The organism is Bradyrhizobium sp. AUGA SZCCT0176, from assembly GCF_018130145.1.
GTDB lineage: Bacteria > Pseudomonadota > Alphaproteobacteria > Rhizobiales > Xanthobacteraceae > Bradyrhizobium.
Genome location: NZ_JAFCMB010000005.1, coordinates 266,518 through 283,021, shown reverse-complemented (window position 1 = coordinate 283,021; position 16,504 = coordinate 266,518). Strand labels below are relative to the sequence as shown.

Here is a 16,504-nt window from a genome sequence, read left to right as displayed (position 1 = left end):
GAGCGAAGCGAAACCCATCACATCACTGCCCCTTCAAGACCGCTCGCCAAATTCACCGGCCAGTTCCCCGACATCTCCCGCGCAATCCTGAGGATAAAGCCCGAGCTTACCATGCGATGGAAAGACGAGTACGGCCAATCGCTGACTCGCGTCACCGGATGAAGCGATGGGTTTCGCTTCGCTCTACCCATCCTACGAAGCTAACCTTTCGGCGTTTCCGCGAACGCCGCCAGGATCCGCGCCCAGGAGCGGATGCCCTTGTGGAAACTCTTGAGGTCGTACTTCTCGTTCGGCGAATGGATGTTGTCGTCATCGAGGCCGAAGCCGACCAGCACGGTATCGAGGCCGAGCGTGCGCTTGAAATCTGCCACGATCGGGATCGAGGCGCCGGAACCGATCAGCAGCGCTTCCTTGCCCCATTCGTCGGTCAGCGCGCGCTTGGCCGCCGCCAGCGGCTTCATGTTCCAGTCGAGCGCGATCGCGGGCGCGTTGGAGTGATCGATGAATTCGGCCTTGCAATCGCCGGGCAGCCGTGCCGTCACATAATCGCGGAAGGCTTTGCGGATGTTGTCCGGGTTCTGTCCCTCCACCAGGCGGAACGAAATTTTTGCAGAGGCTTCCGCCGCGATCACCGTCTTGGAGCCCTCGCCGGTGTAGCCGCCGACGATGCCGTTGATGTCGCAGGTCGGGCGCGAGGACACCTGTTCGATCAGGAGGCGGTCCTTTTCGCCGGCCGGGATCGACAGGCCGATCGGCTTCAGGAATGATTCCGCCGTCAGGTTGAGATTTTTCCATTGCGCCAGGATATCCGGCGGCAGGTCCTTCACGCCGTCGTAGAAGCCGGGAATGGTGATGCGACCGTTGTCGTCGAAGAGGCCGCCGAGAATATGGGTCAGCACCCGGATCGGGTTCTGCGCACCGCCGCCGAAGATGCCGGAATGCAGATCGCGGTTGGCGGCCTTGATCTTGACCTCGTCATAAACGAGCCCGCGCAATGACGTCGTGATCGCGGGCGTGTTCTGGTCCCACATGCCGGTGTCGCAGACCAGCGCGAAGTCCGCTTTCAGGTCAGCCTTGTTCTGTTCGAGGAACGGCACGAAGTTTTTCGAGCCGACCTCTTCCTCACCCTCGATGACGATGGTGACGTCCACCGGCAGCGATCCGGTCACCGATTTCCAGGCGCGGCAGGCTTCGACGAAGGTCATCAGCTGTCCCTTGTCGTCCTCCGCCCCACGCGCAACGATGATCTTGCGGCCGTCGGCATGGTCGGTCACGACAGGCTCGAACGGCGGACGGTGCCACAGGTTCAAGGGGTCAACCGGCTGCACATCATAATGCCCGTAGAACAGCACGTGCGGCCGCCCGCCCTTACTGCCATTCATCTTGGCGACGATCGCAGGATGCCCCGCCGTCGGCCGCACCTCCGCCGCAAAGCCGAGCGTCGCGATATCCCTGGCCAGGTGATCGGCGGCCGCCTTGCAATCGCCGGCAAAGGCGGGATCGGCCGAGATAGACTTGATCCGCAGCAGCGCAAACAGCCGTTCGAGGCTGTTGTCGAAATCGGCATCGATGCGGTCGAGGACCGGCTGAAGCTGTGCGTTGGCCATCACGGTTTTCCCTTGGCTGTGGGCATTGTTGTTGCGTCGATTTGTAGCCCGCTCGTGGACTGAGGCAAAGTGGCGGGAGCGTCCGCATTGGGCGGGTGCAGCATGTGCCAGACCAGCCCCGCCACCAGCAGCGCGGTCGAGACGAGGTTATTGCCATAAGCCTGCAAATCGTTCGGAAAGAGGGGCAACGACAGGCACAGGAGCAAGCCCGCAACGGCCAGCAGCGCCCAAGTGGCGGCCTTGACCGCGGGCCGCGGATCAAAAGCGGCGCGATGCATCAGCACCGTCATCGGGAAGAACAGCCACAGAAAATAATACTGACGCGCCAGCGGCGAAGCGACCGTCATCAGGCAGAACAGAATGCCTATTTCCTCGGCGTCCGATTTCTCCGTCCGGCGCGAGGCCGGCGGCATCACCAGGAGATAGCCGATCCCGATCACAAGCGACACCGCCAGCACGATCAGGTTCGCCGTCCTGAAATCGAGGTTGACGACATTCATGGTGCGCGCGGGTTTCGACGGATCGTCCTGATTGTAGTTCACCGGCCGCGTCAGGCGGTGCGTCACCGCGATGATGGACTGGTTGACCCACGACCAGTTCTGCTCGTCACGCTGACCGAACCCTTTTTCCGAGCTCGACCCCACCATGCCCTGGTACCAGTTCTTCAATTCGGCGGCGTTGTGCTGGAAACCGCGGAACGGCGCCGGCAGCACGAACAGAAACACAAACAGGAAGACCAGCATGCTCGCGGCCGCCGCCCACTGCCGGCGCCAGACCAGATAGGGAAACACCGCGACCGGGAACACCTTGATCGCGGTCGCGAGCGCGAACATGCTGCCCGCCATCCAGCCGCGCTGATCGCGCAGCAGCCAGAAGCCGTACAGCATCAACGCCAGCAGCACGAGGTTCGGCTGCCCGAGATCGAACATATCGAACACGAAGGTGACGGTAACGAGACCCGGCAGCGCTTCGAGCCAAGGATTGAGTTTCTCCCCGGGCTTCTGCCCCGACCCCGCCATTGCGTGGGAATATTGCGCCGTCATCCACCAGGCGACGATGTTGAGCAATGACAGGCAGAGATAGAGCGGGATCTTGCCGAAATAGCTCGGGATCGCCAGCAGTAGCGCCGACAGCGGCGGGTAGATGAATTCGAAGTAGGTGGCGGGATTGTCAGGATAGAGGTTCTGGCCTTGCAGCACCTGCTGCCCGGCCCAGAACCACAGCGGATAATCCTTGGTCTTGCCGTTGCCCCAGATTTCCGGGACCAGCACGTCGGCCGTCAGACCAATACAGCAGATCAGAAACAGAATATCGAGCGGCGCTCGCAACGAGGGATATCTCAGCACAAGCTCGATCCGAACATCAGAAAATCATCCATTCTTTCGTTCCACGGTGAGATGGATTGCTTCGCTTCGCTCGCAATGACGGTTGTTGGAACTGGGAACGCTCCTCACATTGCGAGCGAAGCGAAGCAATCCATACTTTCTTTCCGCGGACGTGCCTTCGCCGCAAGAAATCAGCGCCGCAGCAAACCGCCAAGCGCGCCGCGCACCAGCGCCCGCCCCACCGAACTGCCGAGTGAGCCGCCGACCGATTTGCCGAGATCGGCTACAACACCGCCGATCACCTTGTTGGTGACGGAACGCGTAACGTCGCGCGCGATGACCTGGCCGGTCGACAGCCGGCCGCGCTTGTTGTTGGTGCCGAAGATGGTGCCGACGATCGCGCCGATCTGTCCGAGGAATCCGCCGCCGCCACCGCCGCCATCCGATCCATCCGCCGGCGCGGCCGTTCCTGCCACACGCTTCAGCAGCATCTCATAGGCGGACTCAGCGTCGACCGCGGTGTCGTATTTGCCCTTCACCGGGGTCTTGTTCATGAGCGCCTTGCGCTCCTCCGGCGTGATCGGCCCGATCCGTCCCGTCGGCGGCCGGATCATCACCCGCTCGACCATCGTCGGCGTGCCGCCACCTTCGAGGAACGACACCAGCGCCTCGCCCTTGCCGAGCTCCATGATGACCCGGGCGGTGTCGAGCTTCGGATTGGGCCTGAACGTCTGCGCCGCCGCCGCCACCGCCTTCTGGTCGCGCGGCGTGAACGCGCGCAACGCGTGCTGCACGCGGTTGCCCAACTGGGCGAGCACCTTGTCCGGCACGTCGATCGGGTTTTGCGTAACGAAATAAACACCGACGCCCTTGGAACGGATCAGCCGCACCACCTGTTCGATCTTGTCCATCAGCGCCTTCGGCGCATCGGTGAACAACAGATGCGCCTCGTCGAAGAAGAACACCAGTTTCGGCTTCGGCAGGTCGCCGGCTTCCGGCAATTCTTCAAACAGCTCCGACAGCATCCACAACAGGAAGGTCGCGTAAAGGCGCGGGCTCTGCATCAGCTTGTCCGCGACCAGAATGTTGACCATGCCGCGGCCGTCGCTGTCGGTTTTCATGAAATCCTTCAACGACAACGCGGGCTCGCCGAAGAATTTGGCGCCGCCCTGGTTCTCCAGCACCAGAAGCTGGCGCTGAATCGTTCCAACCGTCGCCTTGGAGACGTTCCCGAAGCCCTGCGCGGCCTTGCGGATCGGCGCCAGCAGATCTTCCTCGGCATCCGGGCCCTTCTTGCTGGTGTTAGGCACGATCGCGTCCAGCAGCGCGCGGAGATCCTTCATATCGATCAGCGTCAGTCCATTCTCATCCGCGACACGGAACGCAACATTGAGGACGCCCTCCTGGACGTCGTTCAAATCGAGCATCCGGGACAGCAGCAACGGTCCCATTTCCGTGACGGTGGCCCGGACCGGATGGCCCTGCTCGCCAAACACGTCCCAGAATACGGTCGAGAACTGATCGGGCTGGAAGTTGAGCCCCATCTCGCCCGCGCGCTTGAGGATAAAGTCCTTTGCTTCGCCGACTTCGGAGATCCCGGACAGGTCGCCCTTGATATCGGCTGCGAAAACCGGAACACCGGCGCGGGCAAACCCTTCCGCCATCACCTGCAGCGACACGGTCTTGCCGGTTCCGGTCGCACCGGTGACGAGGCCGTGCCGATTGGCGAGCGCGAGCGTCAGCCACGCTGTCTGCTCGCCCTTGCCGATGAAAATCTTCTCATTGGTATCGGCTGTCTTGTTGTCGGGGGTCGCCATCACATCGCCTCTTCGCGCGCATCGGGAAAGCTTGGTCGCCAAGCAGCGCCATTATATCGCATCCTGCCGGTCGATTGAAACCGTCCATGGACAAGGACATAGCCCGGGCCTTGCACACCCTGTCTCATACTTTTCTCTAACTCCGGTGGAAATACGAGGGCCGCAGTGCGGTAACATGGCGTGAATCCCGCATTCACTCTTGCATTGCTGCAACACTCGACGAGCGATCTAGGATGAAATCGCCTTCGCGCGCGCGGATCGCTTGTATTTCAGGTCGCAGACGCTCAAGATAAATTCACAAGGTACGACCCGGTAACAAACCGGCTGAGGGCGGGGCAATATGGACGAATTGATTGGACAGCTGGCCAGCAAGGCCGGCATCGATAGCGTTGTCGCTGAAAAAACCATCGGCATCGTTCTGGGTTTCCTCCGTAACGAGGGGCCTTCCGACAAGGTTCAGGCTCTGATCGACCAAATTCCAGGCGCCGAGGCTGCGATCGCGGCCTCGAACAGCAACAGCGGCTTCTCCAGGTTGATGGGCGGCGGGCTGATGGCGCTCGGCACCAAGCTGATGGCGCTTGGTCTGGGCATGAACGAGATTCAGAACGTGGCGCGTGAACTTTTCAGGTTCGGCCGCGACAAAATCGGAGCGGACAAAATGGGCGAGATCATTTCGGGGACACCGGGGCTAAGCCAGTTCGCTTGAAACACCCCGCTTCGGCCGCGCACATTCTCTTGCATCGAGTATCATGACATATCCCCTCTCCGAGATCGAAGGCTTGACCGCCTACTCTGCCTCGAAACTCAAATCGCTTGGCATTCGCACGACCGAAGCGCTGCTTGAAGCCGCCCGCACCGTCAAAGGACGCAAGGCGCTCGCCGCGAAGACCGGGATCAGTGAACAGCAGCTGCTCGAATGGGCCAATTTCTCCGACTACATGCGGATTCCCGGGATGGGCAAGGCGAAGGTCGGGCTGGTGCGCGCTGCCGGCGTGCCGACGGTTCGCGAACTCGCGCTGCGTAACCCGGCACGGCTCGCTCAGAACATGAAAGACGTGAATACCAGGCGCAAGCTGGTCCGCGTCATGCCCTCGGAGAAATCGGTCGAGCAACTGATCGCCCAGGCGCGCAAGCTTCAGCCGAAAATCAGCTACTAAAAGTCGGCCAGCCGACATACGCTGGCGGGGTCTCGCGTCTTGACTCACTGGCGCGGACCGCGCAAAGCGACCGCATGATCGTAAGCATGTCCAGACCCGCCACCGCGGCCGGCCCGGCCGGTCATTTTGACCTGCCGGCGCTGTTGTCACGGCCCTGCCCGGCCGTGATGGGCGTGCTGAACGTAACCCCCGACTCATTTTCCGATGGCGGACAGTTCGCTGCCCCCGAAAGCGCGCTTGCGCAGGCCCGCCGGATGGTCGCCGAAGGTGCTGACATCATCGACATCGGTGCGGAATCGACCCGACCCTATGGATCAGAACCGATCTCGGTAGAAGAAGAGTTGAAGCGGTTGCAACCGGTGCTACCGGAGGTTGTTTCGCTTGGGATTCCCGTTTCGATCGACAGCATGAAATCGGCCGTCGTCGCCTGGGCGCTCGACCATGGCGCCGTCATCGCCAACGATGTCTGGGGGCTGCAGCGCGATGCCGGCATGGCCGGCCTGATCGCGGCACACCAGGTGCCCGTCATCATCATGCACAACCGCGACAGCGCCGATCCCGCGATCGACATCATGAAGGATATCGCTGCATTCTTCGCGCGATCGCTCGACGTCGCCGCGAAGGCCGGTATTTCGCCTGGCAAGATCGTGCTCGACCCCGGCATCGGCTTTGGCAAGACGCCGGAACAGAGCATGACGGCCCTGGCGCGGCTGCATGAGCTGCAATCCTTCGGCCTGCCGCTGCTGGTCGGGGCCTCGCGCAAGCGCTTCATTAGTGTCGTGACGCCGTCGGAACCGCATCAGCGCCTTGGCGGCTCGATCGCCGCCCATCTGATTGCGGCCAAGGGCGGCGCGCGCATCATCCGTGCCCATGATGTTGTGGAAACCGTTCAAGCGCTGCGCGTCGCAGCCGCCATTGGGGAACTGCAGAGATGACCGATACGATCTTCATCACCGGTGTCGTCATCCATGCCCGCCATGGCGTGATGGAACACGAAACTGAAGTCGGCCAGCGCTTCGTGATCGATCTCGAGCTCTCCGTCGACCTGTCGGAATCCTCGCGCACCGACCGCCTGTCCGACACCGTGTCCTACTCCAACGTGGTCGCGACCGCGACGGCGGCGTTCAAGAACACCAATTACAAACTGCTGGAACGTGCGGCCGGCGCCGTGGCCGATGCCATCCTGGTCGCGTTTCCGCGCATCAACGCGGTCGAGGTCACCGTCCACAAGCCGCACGCGCCGATCGCCGCGATCTTTGACGATGTCGGCGTGGTCTTGATGCGCACAAGGCAGTCGCCCTGACATGGCGGACGTGCTGATCGCGCTCGGCGGCAATGTCGGCGACGTGCGCGCGACGTTCCGCAAGGCCATCTCCAACATTTGCGGCATGACGCAGGCGGCATTGCTGGCGCGTTCGTCGGATTACACCACGCCGCCCTGGGGCAATGAAGCGCAGGCGCCCTTCATCAACGCCTGCATCGAAATCGACACCAGTCTCGATCCGCATGCGCTGCTGTTCACGCTGCACAAGATCGAGAAGAAGTTCGGCCGCGACCGCGCCGCCGAGCAGCATTGGGGCCCGCGCACCCTCGACCTCGACCTGATCGCCTATGACGACGTCAAGATCGACAAGCCGGAGTTGACACTGCCGCATGCCCGGCTGTTCGAGCGCGCCTTCGTGCTGGTGCCGCTCGCCGAGATCGTGCCCGACCGTATCATTGCGGGACGCAGCGTCAGGGACGCGCTGGCGGGGCTTTCGACCGCCGGTATTTTGCGACTACCCGACCTCGACCAGCCCTGACTAGGCCCCGGGTGGCCTAAAACAACCGTTTGGCTTGGCGGCCGCCCCGTGGCAATTTCCGGCCAAATCAAGAGGCGACCAAGGAACGACTGTCCGGATGACGACCACCACCAATGAGTTGCGATTAGCCGCGGATTTTGCCCCCGCGAACTACGAAGACTGGCGCAAGCTGGTCGACGGGGTGCTGAAAGGCGCGCCGTTCGAGAAGCTCATCGGCAAGACATCCGATGGATTGAAGATCGATCCGATCTACCCGCGCGCGCAAGGCGCCGCCCCGGTCGCAGGCCGCCCTGCGGCCACGCCCTGGCAGATCATGCAGCGGGCCGATCATCCCGACGCCAAAGCGGCCAACGCGCAGGCGCTGCACGACCTCGAAAATGGCGCGACCGGGCTCACCCTCGTGTTCGCCGGCGCCAATGGCGCCTACGGCTTCGGGCTGGATCCCTCGCCGGAAGCGGTGGCGCAAATCCTCGATGGCATCTATCTCGATGCCGGCATCGGCATCGAACTTCAGATCGGTCCGCAGTCGCGGATGGCGGCCATCCATGTCGCGGAATATATCAAGGGCAAGGGGCTCGATCCTGCGGCCTGCGATATCCGTTTCGGGCTCGACCCGCTCGGGGCCGGCGCGGTGTGGGGTTCCAGCCCCTATAGCTGGTCCGAGATCGTGCCCGCGGTCACCAGCGCCATCAAAGGCCTTGCCGCGCTCGGCTTCAAAGGTCCGCTCGCGGCCGCCGACGGGCGCGTGATCCACGATGCCGGCGGATCGGAAGTCCAGGAGCTGGCGTTTGTGCTCGCCGCAGGCGTCGCCTATCTGCGCGCGATCGAAACGGCCGGCATCTCGCTCGAAGACGCGCAGGGCATGGTCTATGCGCGGCTTTCCGCCGACGCCGACCAATTCCTGACGCTGGCGAAATTCCGCGCGCTGCGGCTGTTGTGGGCGCGGGTCGAACAGGCCTGTGGCCTCGTGCCCAAACCGCTGTTCGTCGCTGCCGATAGCGCCTGGCGCATGCTGACGCAGCGCGACCCGTACGTGAACATGCTGCGCGCGACGATGGCGACCTTCTCCGCCGGCCTCGGCGGCGCCAACGCCATCACCGTGCTGCCGCATACGCTGGCGCTGGGCTTGCCGGATCCGTTCGCGCGCCGCGCCGCGCGCAACACGCAGTTGGTGCTGCTGGAAGAATCCAACCTCGCCAAAGTGTCCGATCCCGCCGCCGGCTCCGGCGGCATCGAGACGCTGACAAAGCAGCTTTGCGAAGCCGCGTGGTCGCTGTTCCAGGACATCGAAAAGGCCGGCGGCCTGTTCGCCGCGCTCGAGCAGAACCTGATCCAGCGCAAGGTCGCTGCAACGCGAGCCGTGCGCGAGACCAACATCGCCAAGCGCCGCGACTTACTGACCGGCGCCAGCGAATTTCCGAACCTGCACGAGGCCGAGATCGCGGTGCTGGACGCAAAACCGATTGCGCTGGCGCCCTATGGCGAAGCCAAATTCAAGTTCGACGCGCTGCCGCCGATGCGGCTGGCCGCGCCGTTCGAAGCGTTGCGCGACAAATCGGACGATAAGCTCAAGAACGGCGGCGCACGGCCCAAGATATTCCTCGCCAATCTCGGCACCCCGGCCGATTTCACCGCGCGGGCGACATTTGCAAAAAGCTTCTTCGAGACCGGCGGCATCGAGGCGATCGATACGCAGGGCTTTGCCGATCCGGCGGCGCTTGCCGCCGCATTCAAGGCCTCCGGCGCTGACGTGGCGTGCCTCTGTTCCTCCGACAAAGTCTATGCCGCTCAGGCGATAGCGGCCGCACAGGCCCTTCAAGCCAGCGGTGCAAAGCATATCTATCTGGCAGGGCGGCCCGGCGAACAGGAAGCAGCACTACGGGCCGCCGGCGTCGGTGACTTCATTTTTGCCGGCGGCGATGCGCTCGCAATGTTGCGGGACGCCTGGAAGCGGATGGAGTGAGCATGACATCGGAGAGAAAAGCTGTTCTGACCGGCGGCTGCCAGTGCGGCGCCGTGCGTTTCGCGGCTTATGCGGGCCCGGTGAAGATAGGCTTGTGCCACTGCCGCATGTGCCAGAAAGCGGTGGGCGGCCCTTTCATTTCGCTCGCCGAAGTCAAGCACGAGGATTTTGCCTGGACCCGCGGCAAACCGGCGACCTATCGCTCGTCGACGATCGCCGAGCGCGACTTCTGCGCCGCGTGTGGGACGCCGCTCAGCTACCGGGTGATCGACGGAACGGTGATCGAGCTTACCACCGGCAGTTTCGATCGGCCGGACCTCGTGGTTCCGACCTACGCCACCGGCACCGAGTCCCATTTGGCCTGGGTCGGCAGGATCGGCGATCTGCCAGGCAGGAGCACACTTGAGGGTACTGGTAGCGAAAAGCTTAGCCGTATCGTCAGCCACCAGCATCCGGACCATGATTGAGGACAGGCCGCGACCCGAATGGCACAGACACCTTCAGCAGGCGATATGGCTGGTCAGGATGACCTGCCGCAACTCGAAGCTGAGCGCGATCGACTGCTCTCGATGATCGCTTATCATAACGGACCATTCTATCCGATGCGGTCGGCACGCTGGCTGCGGCCGGCATCGCCGGAGGACCAGGCGCCGACATGGCTTGCTGTAACCGGGATTGCCATCATTTGCGGCATCGCAATTTTGATCGTGGCAGGGTTTTTCGCCGGCCAGGTTCCGGCTTCCACCGTCCTTTTCGTGGTAGTGGGTTTACCGCTATTGGCGTACATTTTTTCGCGAAGAATAACGTTGTTCGGTATTACGTTTCGAGCAGGAGAAGTGCTTGCGCTCAGTTCAGAGCAGATCGCAGGCGAGCCTGAGACTCTGAAGCGTCTCGCGGACTGCGAGGCACGGATAGCGAAATTGAAGGAAGGCCGCTCATCATGAGCAGAATACCCGATTTCACCGCTGTGAAGTTCGAGCCGGTCGACGCGCCGGCACCGACTGCCGGCGCCGAGCCTTGGCTGACGCCCGAGGGCATCCTCGTCAAGCCCGGCTACAGCGAGGCTGATCTCGAAGGCATCGACTTCCTCGAGACCTGGCCCGGCATTGCGCCCTATCTGCGCGGCCCCTACCCGACCATGTATGTCAACCAGCCCTGGACGATCAGGCAATATGCCGGGTTCTCAACGGCGGAAGATTCCAACGCGTTCTACCGCCGCAACCTCGCGGCCGGACAAAAGGGCCTTTCGGTCGCATTCGATCTGGCGACGCACCGCGGTTATGACTCCGATCATCCGCGCGTCTCCGGCGACGTCGGCATGGCCGGCGTGGCGATCGATTCCATCTATGACATGCGCACGCTGTTTGCCGGCATCCCGCTCGACCAGATGAGCGTGTCGATGACGATGAACGGCGCCGTACTGCCGATCCTGGCGCTGTTCGTTGCCGCCGCCGAGGAACAGGGCGTACCGCCGGAGAAACTGTCGGGCACCATTCAGAATGACATTCTGAAAGAGTTCATGGTGCGCAACACCTACATCTATCCGCCTACCCCCTCGATGCGGATCATCTCCGACATCTTTGCCTACACCTCGCAGAAGATGCCGAAGTACAACTCCATTTCGATCTCCGGCTATCACATGCAGGAAGCCGGCGCTACGCAGGACCTCGAGCTCGCCTATACGCTGGCTGACGGCGTCGAATATCTCCGCGCCGGCCTTGCCGCGGGCCTCGACGTCGACCGCTTCGCGCCTCGGCTGTCATTCTTCTGGGCCATCGGCATGAATTTTTTCATGGAGGTGGCAAAAATGCGCGCGGCGCGGCTGCTGTGGGCCAAGCTGCTGACGCAGTTCAATCCGAAGGATCCGCGCTCGCTGTCGCTTCGCACGCATTGCCAGACCTCAGGCTGGTCGCTGACCGCGCAGGACGTCTTCAACAATGTGATGCGCACCACCATCGAGGCGATGGCGGCGACGCAAGGCCACACCCAATCGCTGCACACCAACGCGCTCGACGAAGCCTTGGCGCTGCCGACCGATTTCTCGGCGCGCATCGCCCGCAACACGCAATTGTTCCTGCAACAGGAAAGCGGCACCAACCGCATCATCGATCCCTGGGGCGGCTCTTATTACGTCGAACGGCTGACCCGCGATCTCGCCGCCAAGGCCTGGGGCCATATCCAGGAGGTCGAGGCGCTCGGCGGCATGGCGAAGGCGATCGAGGCCGGCGTGCCGAAGCTAAGAATCGAGGAAGCCTCGGCCAAGACGCAGGCACGGATCGATGCCGGTCGGCAGGCCGTGATCGGTGTCAACAAGTTCAAGCCGGTCAATGAAGCCGCCATCGACGTGCTGAAGGTGGAGAATTCCACCGTGCGTCGGCTGCAGATCGACAAGCTGTCGCGGCTGCGCTCCGAGCGCAGTCAGAAGGACGTCGACCAGGCGCTGGCGGCGCTGACGCGCAGCGCTGGCGAAGGCAACGGCAACCTCTTGGCGCTCGCCATCGACGCGGCGCGCGCCAAAGCCACCGTCGGCGAAATCTCGGACGCGATGGAGAAGGTGTTCGGACGGCATCGCGCGGAGATCAAATCCATCACCGGCGTCTACAAGCGGGAGGCGTCCACCATGTCCAACCGGGTCGAAAAAGTGCAGGCGCTGATCGATGCGTTCGAGGATGCCGAGGGCCGCCGCCCCCGTATCCTGGTCGCCAAGATCGGCCAAGACGGCCACGACCGCGGCCAGAAGGTGATCGCATCAGCCTTTGCCGATGTCGGCTTCGACGTCGATATCGGACCACTGTTTGCGACCGCCGACGAGGCTGCGCGGCAGGCGGTCGAGAACGACGTGCATATCCTCGGCGTCTCCTCGCTGGCCGCCGCCCACCTCACCGCGGTACCGGAACTGAAGGCCGCGCTGAAGAAGCAGGGCCGCGAGGACATCATGATCATCATCGGCGGCGTGGTGCCGCCGCAGGATTACGAGGCGCTCTACAAGGCCGGCGCTGAAGCGATCTTCCCGCCGGGCACCGTGATTGCCGACGCCGCCGAAGAGCTGATCCACAAGCTCAATGCAAGGCTGGGGCACAGCGAGGCGGCGGAGTAGCCTCACCCAACGCGGCGCTCCAATGCCCGCTCCAGCGAATGCGTCCAGTCCGGTATCCACGACTGGAACAGCGTCAGCCAGCGATCGGCATCGTCAGGCGCGGTGTCGAGCGCGACATCCCATTCAATGAAGGTCCGGTCGCCCTTGACGATTCGTATCAGGTGCATGGTGCCCTCATAGCGCGTCGGGCCTGGTGCTTCCGGCAGAATATCCGGTGGAAACGGGAATGGTTCGATGCCGGCATAGGTCAGCGTGTGCTGCGCGTCGGAATGACGAGCCAGGCGCTGCCGGATCCAGGTGCCGAGATAGCAGAAGCGCCTGATGGCGCCGACTTCGTCGCCGCCCTTGTCGTCCTCGATGACGCTTTCGCTTACGCCATCGATATAGGCCGGATAATTGTTGAAATCGCGGATCAGCGACCACACGGTAGCAAGCGGATAATCCAGCACGGTGCTGTAATAGGCTGTCGTCATGTTACCTCCGCAGTCGATCGCGGCTGTCCAGTGACGCCGCGCAAGGATACCTATCCGCGCCTCCTGATCGCCACCACCCGATTTCCGGATGTGTCGCGATGTCCCACCGGCGATCATCCAGCATCACCGCGTAACGCCTTGCGAGCGCAACGCAAAGCCGCCTAGAATGCCGCATCACAAGAGCGCCCGCTGTCAGGGACGCCGCAGGGAGGATTACATGACCAAAATTACGCGCCGCGCATTTGCGGCTTCAACCGCCGCAGCAGCGGCCGTCGCGGGTTTTGGATTCAAACCGGCGTTGGCGCAGGCTTACCCGGCACGGCCGGTGACCGTGATCGTGCCATGGGGCGCCGGCGGCGGCACCGATGCGACCGCGCGTATCGTGGCGGCACTTTTGGAGAAGGACCTCGGCCAGCCCTTCAACGTGGTCAATCGCACCGGCGGCTCCGGCGTGGTCGGCCATTCCGCCATCGCAACCGCGCCGCCCGACGGCTACACCATCGGTATGCTGACGGTGGAAATCTCGATGATGCACTGGCAGGGACTCACCGAACTGGCGCCAAAGAGCTACACGCCGCTGGCCCTGATGAACGAGGACCCGCCCGGCATCCAGGTCCCTTCAGCGTCGCCCTACAAGACCGTGAAGGAGCTCGCCGACGCCATCAAGGCAGCGCCTGTCGGCAAGTTCAAAGCCTCGGGTACCGGCCAGGGCGGCATTTGGCATCTGGCGCTGGTCGGCTGGATGCAGGCGCTCGGACTTCCTGCAAATCAGGTGGCCTGGGTACCGTCGAACGGTGCCGCCCCCGCGATGCAGGATCTCGCGGCGGGTGGTCTCGACCTGACCACCTGCTCGGTGCCGGAAGCGCGCGCGATCATCGAGGCCGGCAAGGCGCGCAGCCTCGCCATCATGGCGCCCAAGCGCAACCCGTCATTCCCTGACGTGCCGACGCTGAAGGAGTCGATGGGGATCGACTATGCGACGGGGGCGTGGCGCGGCATTGCGGGTCCGAAGGGCCTGCCTGCTGATGTCGCGACCAAGCTCACGGCTTCGCTGAAGAAGGTCTACGACTCCAAGGACTTCAAGGACTTCATGAGCAATCGCGGTTTCGGAACGGTGTGGGGCGACGCGACGGAATTCGCGGCATTCATGGACAAGGGCGACGCCCAGATGGGCGAGGCGATGAAAGCTGCCGGCCTCTCCAAGGCCTGATCGTCCCGCCGGTTCACTTGCTCGGAAATACGTGGGGCTCGTTTTATGCGTCTTCCCGATCAAGTCACGGGATTGTTTCTCGTTGGCCTCGGAGCGGCGGCTGCCTATGGCGGCTGGCTGTTGCCGCCCGTACCCGGCCAGCCGGTAGGCCCCAATATCTTTCCGCTGGTGATCGGGTCGGGTCTCGCGCTTTGCGGGCTCGCGATCGCTCTCGGCATCGGCCGCACCTTCGAAGAGGAAGAAGAGATTGTTCCGATCGAGACTGGTCAAGCGCGGCCGCCCACGGGCAAGCTTTACGGCCTGCGCGCACTGTTACCGCCGGCACTGCTGTTGTTCTACGTGGCGGCTGCGGACCGATTGGGTTTCATCATCACGGCCGCGCTGATCGTGTACGTGACGTCGAGCGCGCTCGGCGCGCGCTGGAAGCTTTCGCTGCCGCTCGCGGTGATGGCACCGATTGTCATCCATCTGATTTTCAGCAAGCTACTGCGCGTGCCGCTCCCGGCCGGGCTGTTGCCGATGCCGTGGTGACCCATGCTTAACACCCTGATTGAAGCGTTCGCGCTCATTTCCACCTGGGAAGTCATCATCGCGATGCTGGCGGCATCGGTCTATGGCCTCGTCATCGGGTCGCTACCCGGCCTGTCCGCGACGATGGCGACCGCCCTGCTGGTCCCGGTTACGTTCTATTTGTCACCGATCGCCGCGATTGCGACCATCGTGGCGGCGTCCACGATGGCGATCTTCTCCGGCGACATCCCCGGCGCGTTGCTTCGCATTCCCGGTACTCCCGCCTCGGCAGCTTACGCGGACGAAGCCTATGCCATGACCCGCAAGGGAGAAGCCGAACTGGCGCTTGGCGCCGGCGTATGGTTCTCCGCCGTTGGCGGTATCGCGGGCACGCTCTCGCTGATGATCCTCGCACCGCCGCTTGCCGAGATCGCGCTGTCGTTCTCGACCTTCGAATATTTCTGGCTCGCGTTCCTGGGCCTGATGTGCGCGACGCTGGTCGCGCGCTCTTCGCCCGTAAAGGCCATTGCGGGCATGTTCATCGGCCTGCTGGTCGCCTGCGTCGGGATCGAAAATCCCGGCGGCGTGCCTCGCTTCACGTTTGGAATGACCGATCTGTTCGGCGGCATCGAACCGATCCCGGCGCTGGTTGGCGTATTTGCCGTGGCGCAAGTCATGCGTGCAATGCTGACGCCGGAACCGCCACCAATCCCAAAGCGCAAGTTCGGAAGCATCATGGCGGGCCAGTGGAGGCTCACCAAGAAATATCGCTGGCAGATGACACGCGGGAACATCATCGGCATCATCATCGGGGTGCTGCCAGGCGCCGGTGCCGACATGGCCGCGTGGGTCAGCTACGCGATGTCCAAGCGCTTCTCGAAGGAACCCGAGAAGTTCGGAACCGGCCACGTTGAGGGCCTGGTCGAAGCCGGCGCCAGCAACAACGCCAGCATCGCGTCGGGTTGGGTGCCGTCGCTGCTGTTCGGCATTCCCGGCGACACCATCGCGGCCATCGCCATCGGCGTGCTCTACATGAAGGGATTGAACCCCGGCCCGACGCTGTTCACTGAGAAGGCGTCGAGCATGTATGCGATTTATCTCATGTTCATCATCGCAAACATCATCATGATTCCGCTGGGCATCGTCATGATCCGTCTGGCGAGTTATGTGTTGCGCGCACCCCGTTCCTCCGTCATGCCCTTCATCATGCTGTGCTGCGCGGTCGGTTCGTTCGCCATCGGCAACAACATGTTCGGCGTCGTGACCGTCGCGGCTTTCGGAATCATTGGTTACGTCATGGAAGCCAACGGTTATCCGGTCGCCGCCATGGTGCTCGGTATCGTGATGGGCACCATGATCGAGCAGAGTTTCGTGACTTCGCTGATCAAGTCCGACGGCAGCGTGTTGCCGTTCTTCGAGCGACCGATTTCCGCGATCCTCGCCGCCCTGGCGATCGGCGCGTTGATTTGGCCGGTGCTGGTCTGGGGGTGGCGACGGCTCAAGGCGATTTCGCCCGCCGCCGCGCCCCGCTAACACGCCACAC

General features: G+C 63.0%; 16 protein-coding genes. 12 read left to right on the top strand and 4 right to left on the bottom strand.

Annotated features, from left to right (window positions below; genetic code table 11):
* Window positions 1-200: 200 nt before the first annotated feature.
* From JQ600_RS15115 to JQ600_RS15105, 3 genes are all read right to left on the bottom strand, one after another.
* Window positions 201-1,607 carry a M20/M25/M40 family metallo-hydrolase gene (locus JQ600_RS15115; protein ID WP_212385616.1) on the bottom strand — a complete coding sequence of 469 codons (1,407 nt, stop codon included), beginning with the start codon at window positions 1,605-1,607 and terminating at the stop codon, window positions 201-203.
* The gene (locus tag JQ600_RS15110; protein ID WP_312010848.1) at window positions 1,607-2,953 is read right to left on the bottom strand and encodes a glycosyltransferase family 87 protein; all 1,347 of its coding nucleotides are present in this window, start codon (window positions 2,951-2,953) and stop codon (window positions 1,607-1,609) included. The genes JQ600_RS15115 and JQ600_RS15110 overlap by 1 nt, the downstream gene beginning before the upstream one ends.
* A gap of 170 nt (window positions 2,954-3,123) precedes the next feature.
* Window positions 3,124-4,749, bottom strand: a complete 1,626-nt coding sequence (locus tag JQ600_RS15105; protein ID WP_212489971.1) for a helicase HerA-like domain-containing protein — start codon at window positions 4,747-4,749, stop codon at window positions 3,124-3,126.
* Window positions 4,750-5,089: 340 nt separating this feature from the next.
* On the opposite strand from JQ600_RS15105, the gene JQ600_RS15100 reads away from it, so the two are divergent.
* The 9 genes from JQ600_RS15100 to scpA all read left to right on the top strand — a co-directional run bounded on the left by JQ600_RS15100 (window position 5,090) and on the right by scpA (window position 12,768).
* Complete coding sequence (locus JQ600_RS15100) at window positions 5,090-5,455, top strand: DUF2267 domain-containing protein (RefSeq protein WP_212265414.1); 366 nt, start codon at window positions 5,090-5,092, stop codon at window positions 5,453-5,455.
* Window positions 5,456-5,498: 43 nt separating this feature from the next.
* Entirely contained in the window at window positions 5,499-5,906 is a 408-nt protein-coding gene (locus JQ600_RS15095; protein ID WP_212385620.1) for a DUF4332 domain-containing protein, read from the top strand.
* A gap of 74 nt (window positions 5,907-5,980) precedes the next feature.
* Window positions 5,981-6,841: a dihydropteroate synthase gene (gene folP / locus JQ600_RS15090; protein ID WP_212265416.1), complete on the top strand. Its 861-nt coding sequence runs from the start codon at window positions 5,981-5,983 to the stop codon at window positions 6,839-6,841.
* A complete protein-coding gene (gene folB, locus JQ600_RS15085; RefSeq protein ID WP_212265417.1) occupies window positions 6,838-7,209 on the top strand; it encodes a dihydroneopterin aldolase in 372 nt (123 codons plus the stop codon). Before folP ends, folB begins: the two co-directional genes overlap by 4 nt.
* Window position 7,210: 1 nt before the next feature.
* A complete protein-coding gene (folK, locus tag JQ600_RS15080; protein WP_212385624.1) occupies window positions 7,211-7,708 on the top strand; it encodes a 2-amino-4-hydroxy-6-hydroxymethyldihydropteridine diphosphokinase in 498 nt (165 codons plus the stop codon).
* A gap of 97 nt (window positions 7,709-7,805) precedes the next feature.
* The gene (locus JQ600_RS15075; RefSeq protein ID WP_212385626.1) at window positions 7,806-9,671 is read left to right on the top strand and encodes a methylmalonyl-CoA mutase family protein; all 1,866 of its coding nucleotides are present in this window, start codon (window positions 7,806-7,808) and stop codon (window positions 9,669-9,671) included.
* Between the two features lie 2 nt (window positions 9,672-9,673).
* Entirely contained in the window at window positions 9,674-10,138 is a 465-nt protein-coding gene (locus JQ600_RS15070; RefSeq protein WP_212265420.1) for a GFA family protein, read from the top strand.
* Between the two features lie 18 nt (window positions 10,139-10,156).
* Window positions 10,157-10,615 carry a hypothetical protein gene (locus tag JQ600_RS15065; RefSeq protein WP_212385628.1) on the top strand — a complete coding sequence of 153 codons (459 nt, stop codon included), beginning with the start codon at window positions 10,157-10,159 and terminating at the stop codon, window positions 10,613-10,615.
* Complete coding sequence (gene scpA, locus JQ600_RS15060; RefSeq protein ID WP_212385630.1) at window positions 10,612-12,768, top strand: methylmalonyl-CoA mutase; 2,157 nt, start codon at window positions 10,612-10,614, stop codon at window positions 12,766-12,768. Before JQ600_RS15065 ends, scpA begins: the two co-directional genes overlap by 4 nt.
* A gap of 2 nt (window positions 12,769-12,770) precedes the next feature.
* On the opposite strand, the gene JQ600_RS15055 is transcribed toward scpA, so the two are convergent.
* Window positions 12,771-13,241: an SRPBCC family protein gene (locus JQ600_RS15055; protein WP_212385632.1), complete on the bottom strand. Its 471-nt coding sequence runs from the start codon at window positions 13,239-13,241 to the stop codon at window positions 12,771-12,773.
* A gap of 217 nt (window positions 13,242-13,458) precedes the next feature.
* Here JQ600_RS15055 and JQ600_RS15050 point away from each other — a divergent pair, with 217 nt between their 5' ends.
* Genes JQ600_RS15050 through JQ600_RS15040 form a run of 3 tightly spaced genes read left to right on the top strand, consistent with a single transcriptional unit; the run spans window position 13,459 to window position 16,494 of the window.
* A complete protein-coding gene (locus JQ600_RS15050) occupies window positions 13,459-14,451 on the top strand; it encodes a tripartite tricarboxylate transporter substrate binding protein (protein WP_211995653.1) in 993 nt (330 codons plus the stop codon).
* 45 nt (window positions 14,452-14,496) lie between these two features.
* Window positions 14,497-14,982, top strand: coding sequence for a tripartite tricarboxylate transporter TctB family protein (locus JQ600_RS15045; protein ID WP_212385634.1), 486 nt, complete (start codon window positions 14,497-14,499; stop codon window positions 14,980-14,982).
* 3 nt (window positions 14,983-14,985) lie between these two features.
* Entirely contained in the window at window positions 14,986-16,494 is a 1,509-nt protein-coding gene (locus tag JQ600_RS15040; protein WP_212265426.1) for a tripartite tricarboxylate transporter permease, read from the top strand.
* Window positions 16,495-16,504 lie beyond the last annotated feature (10 nt).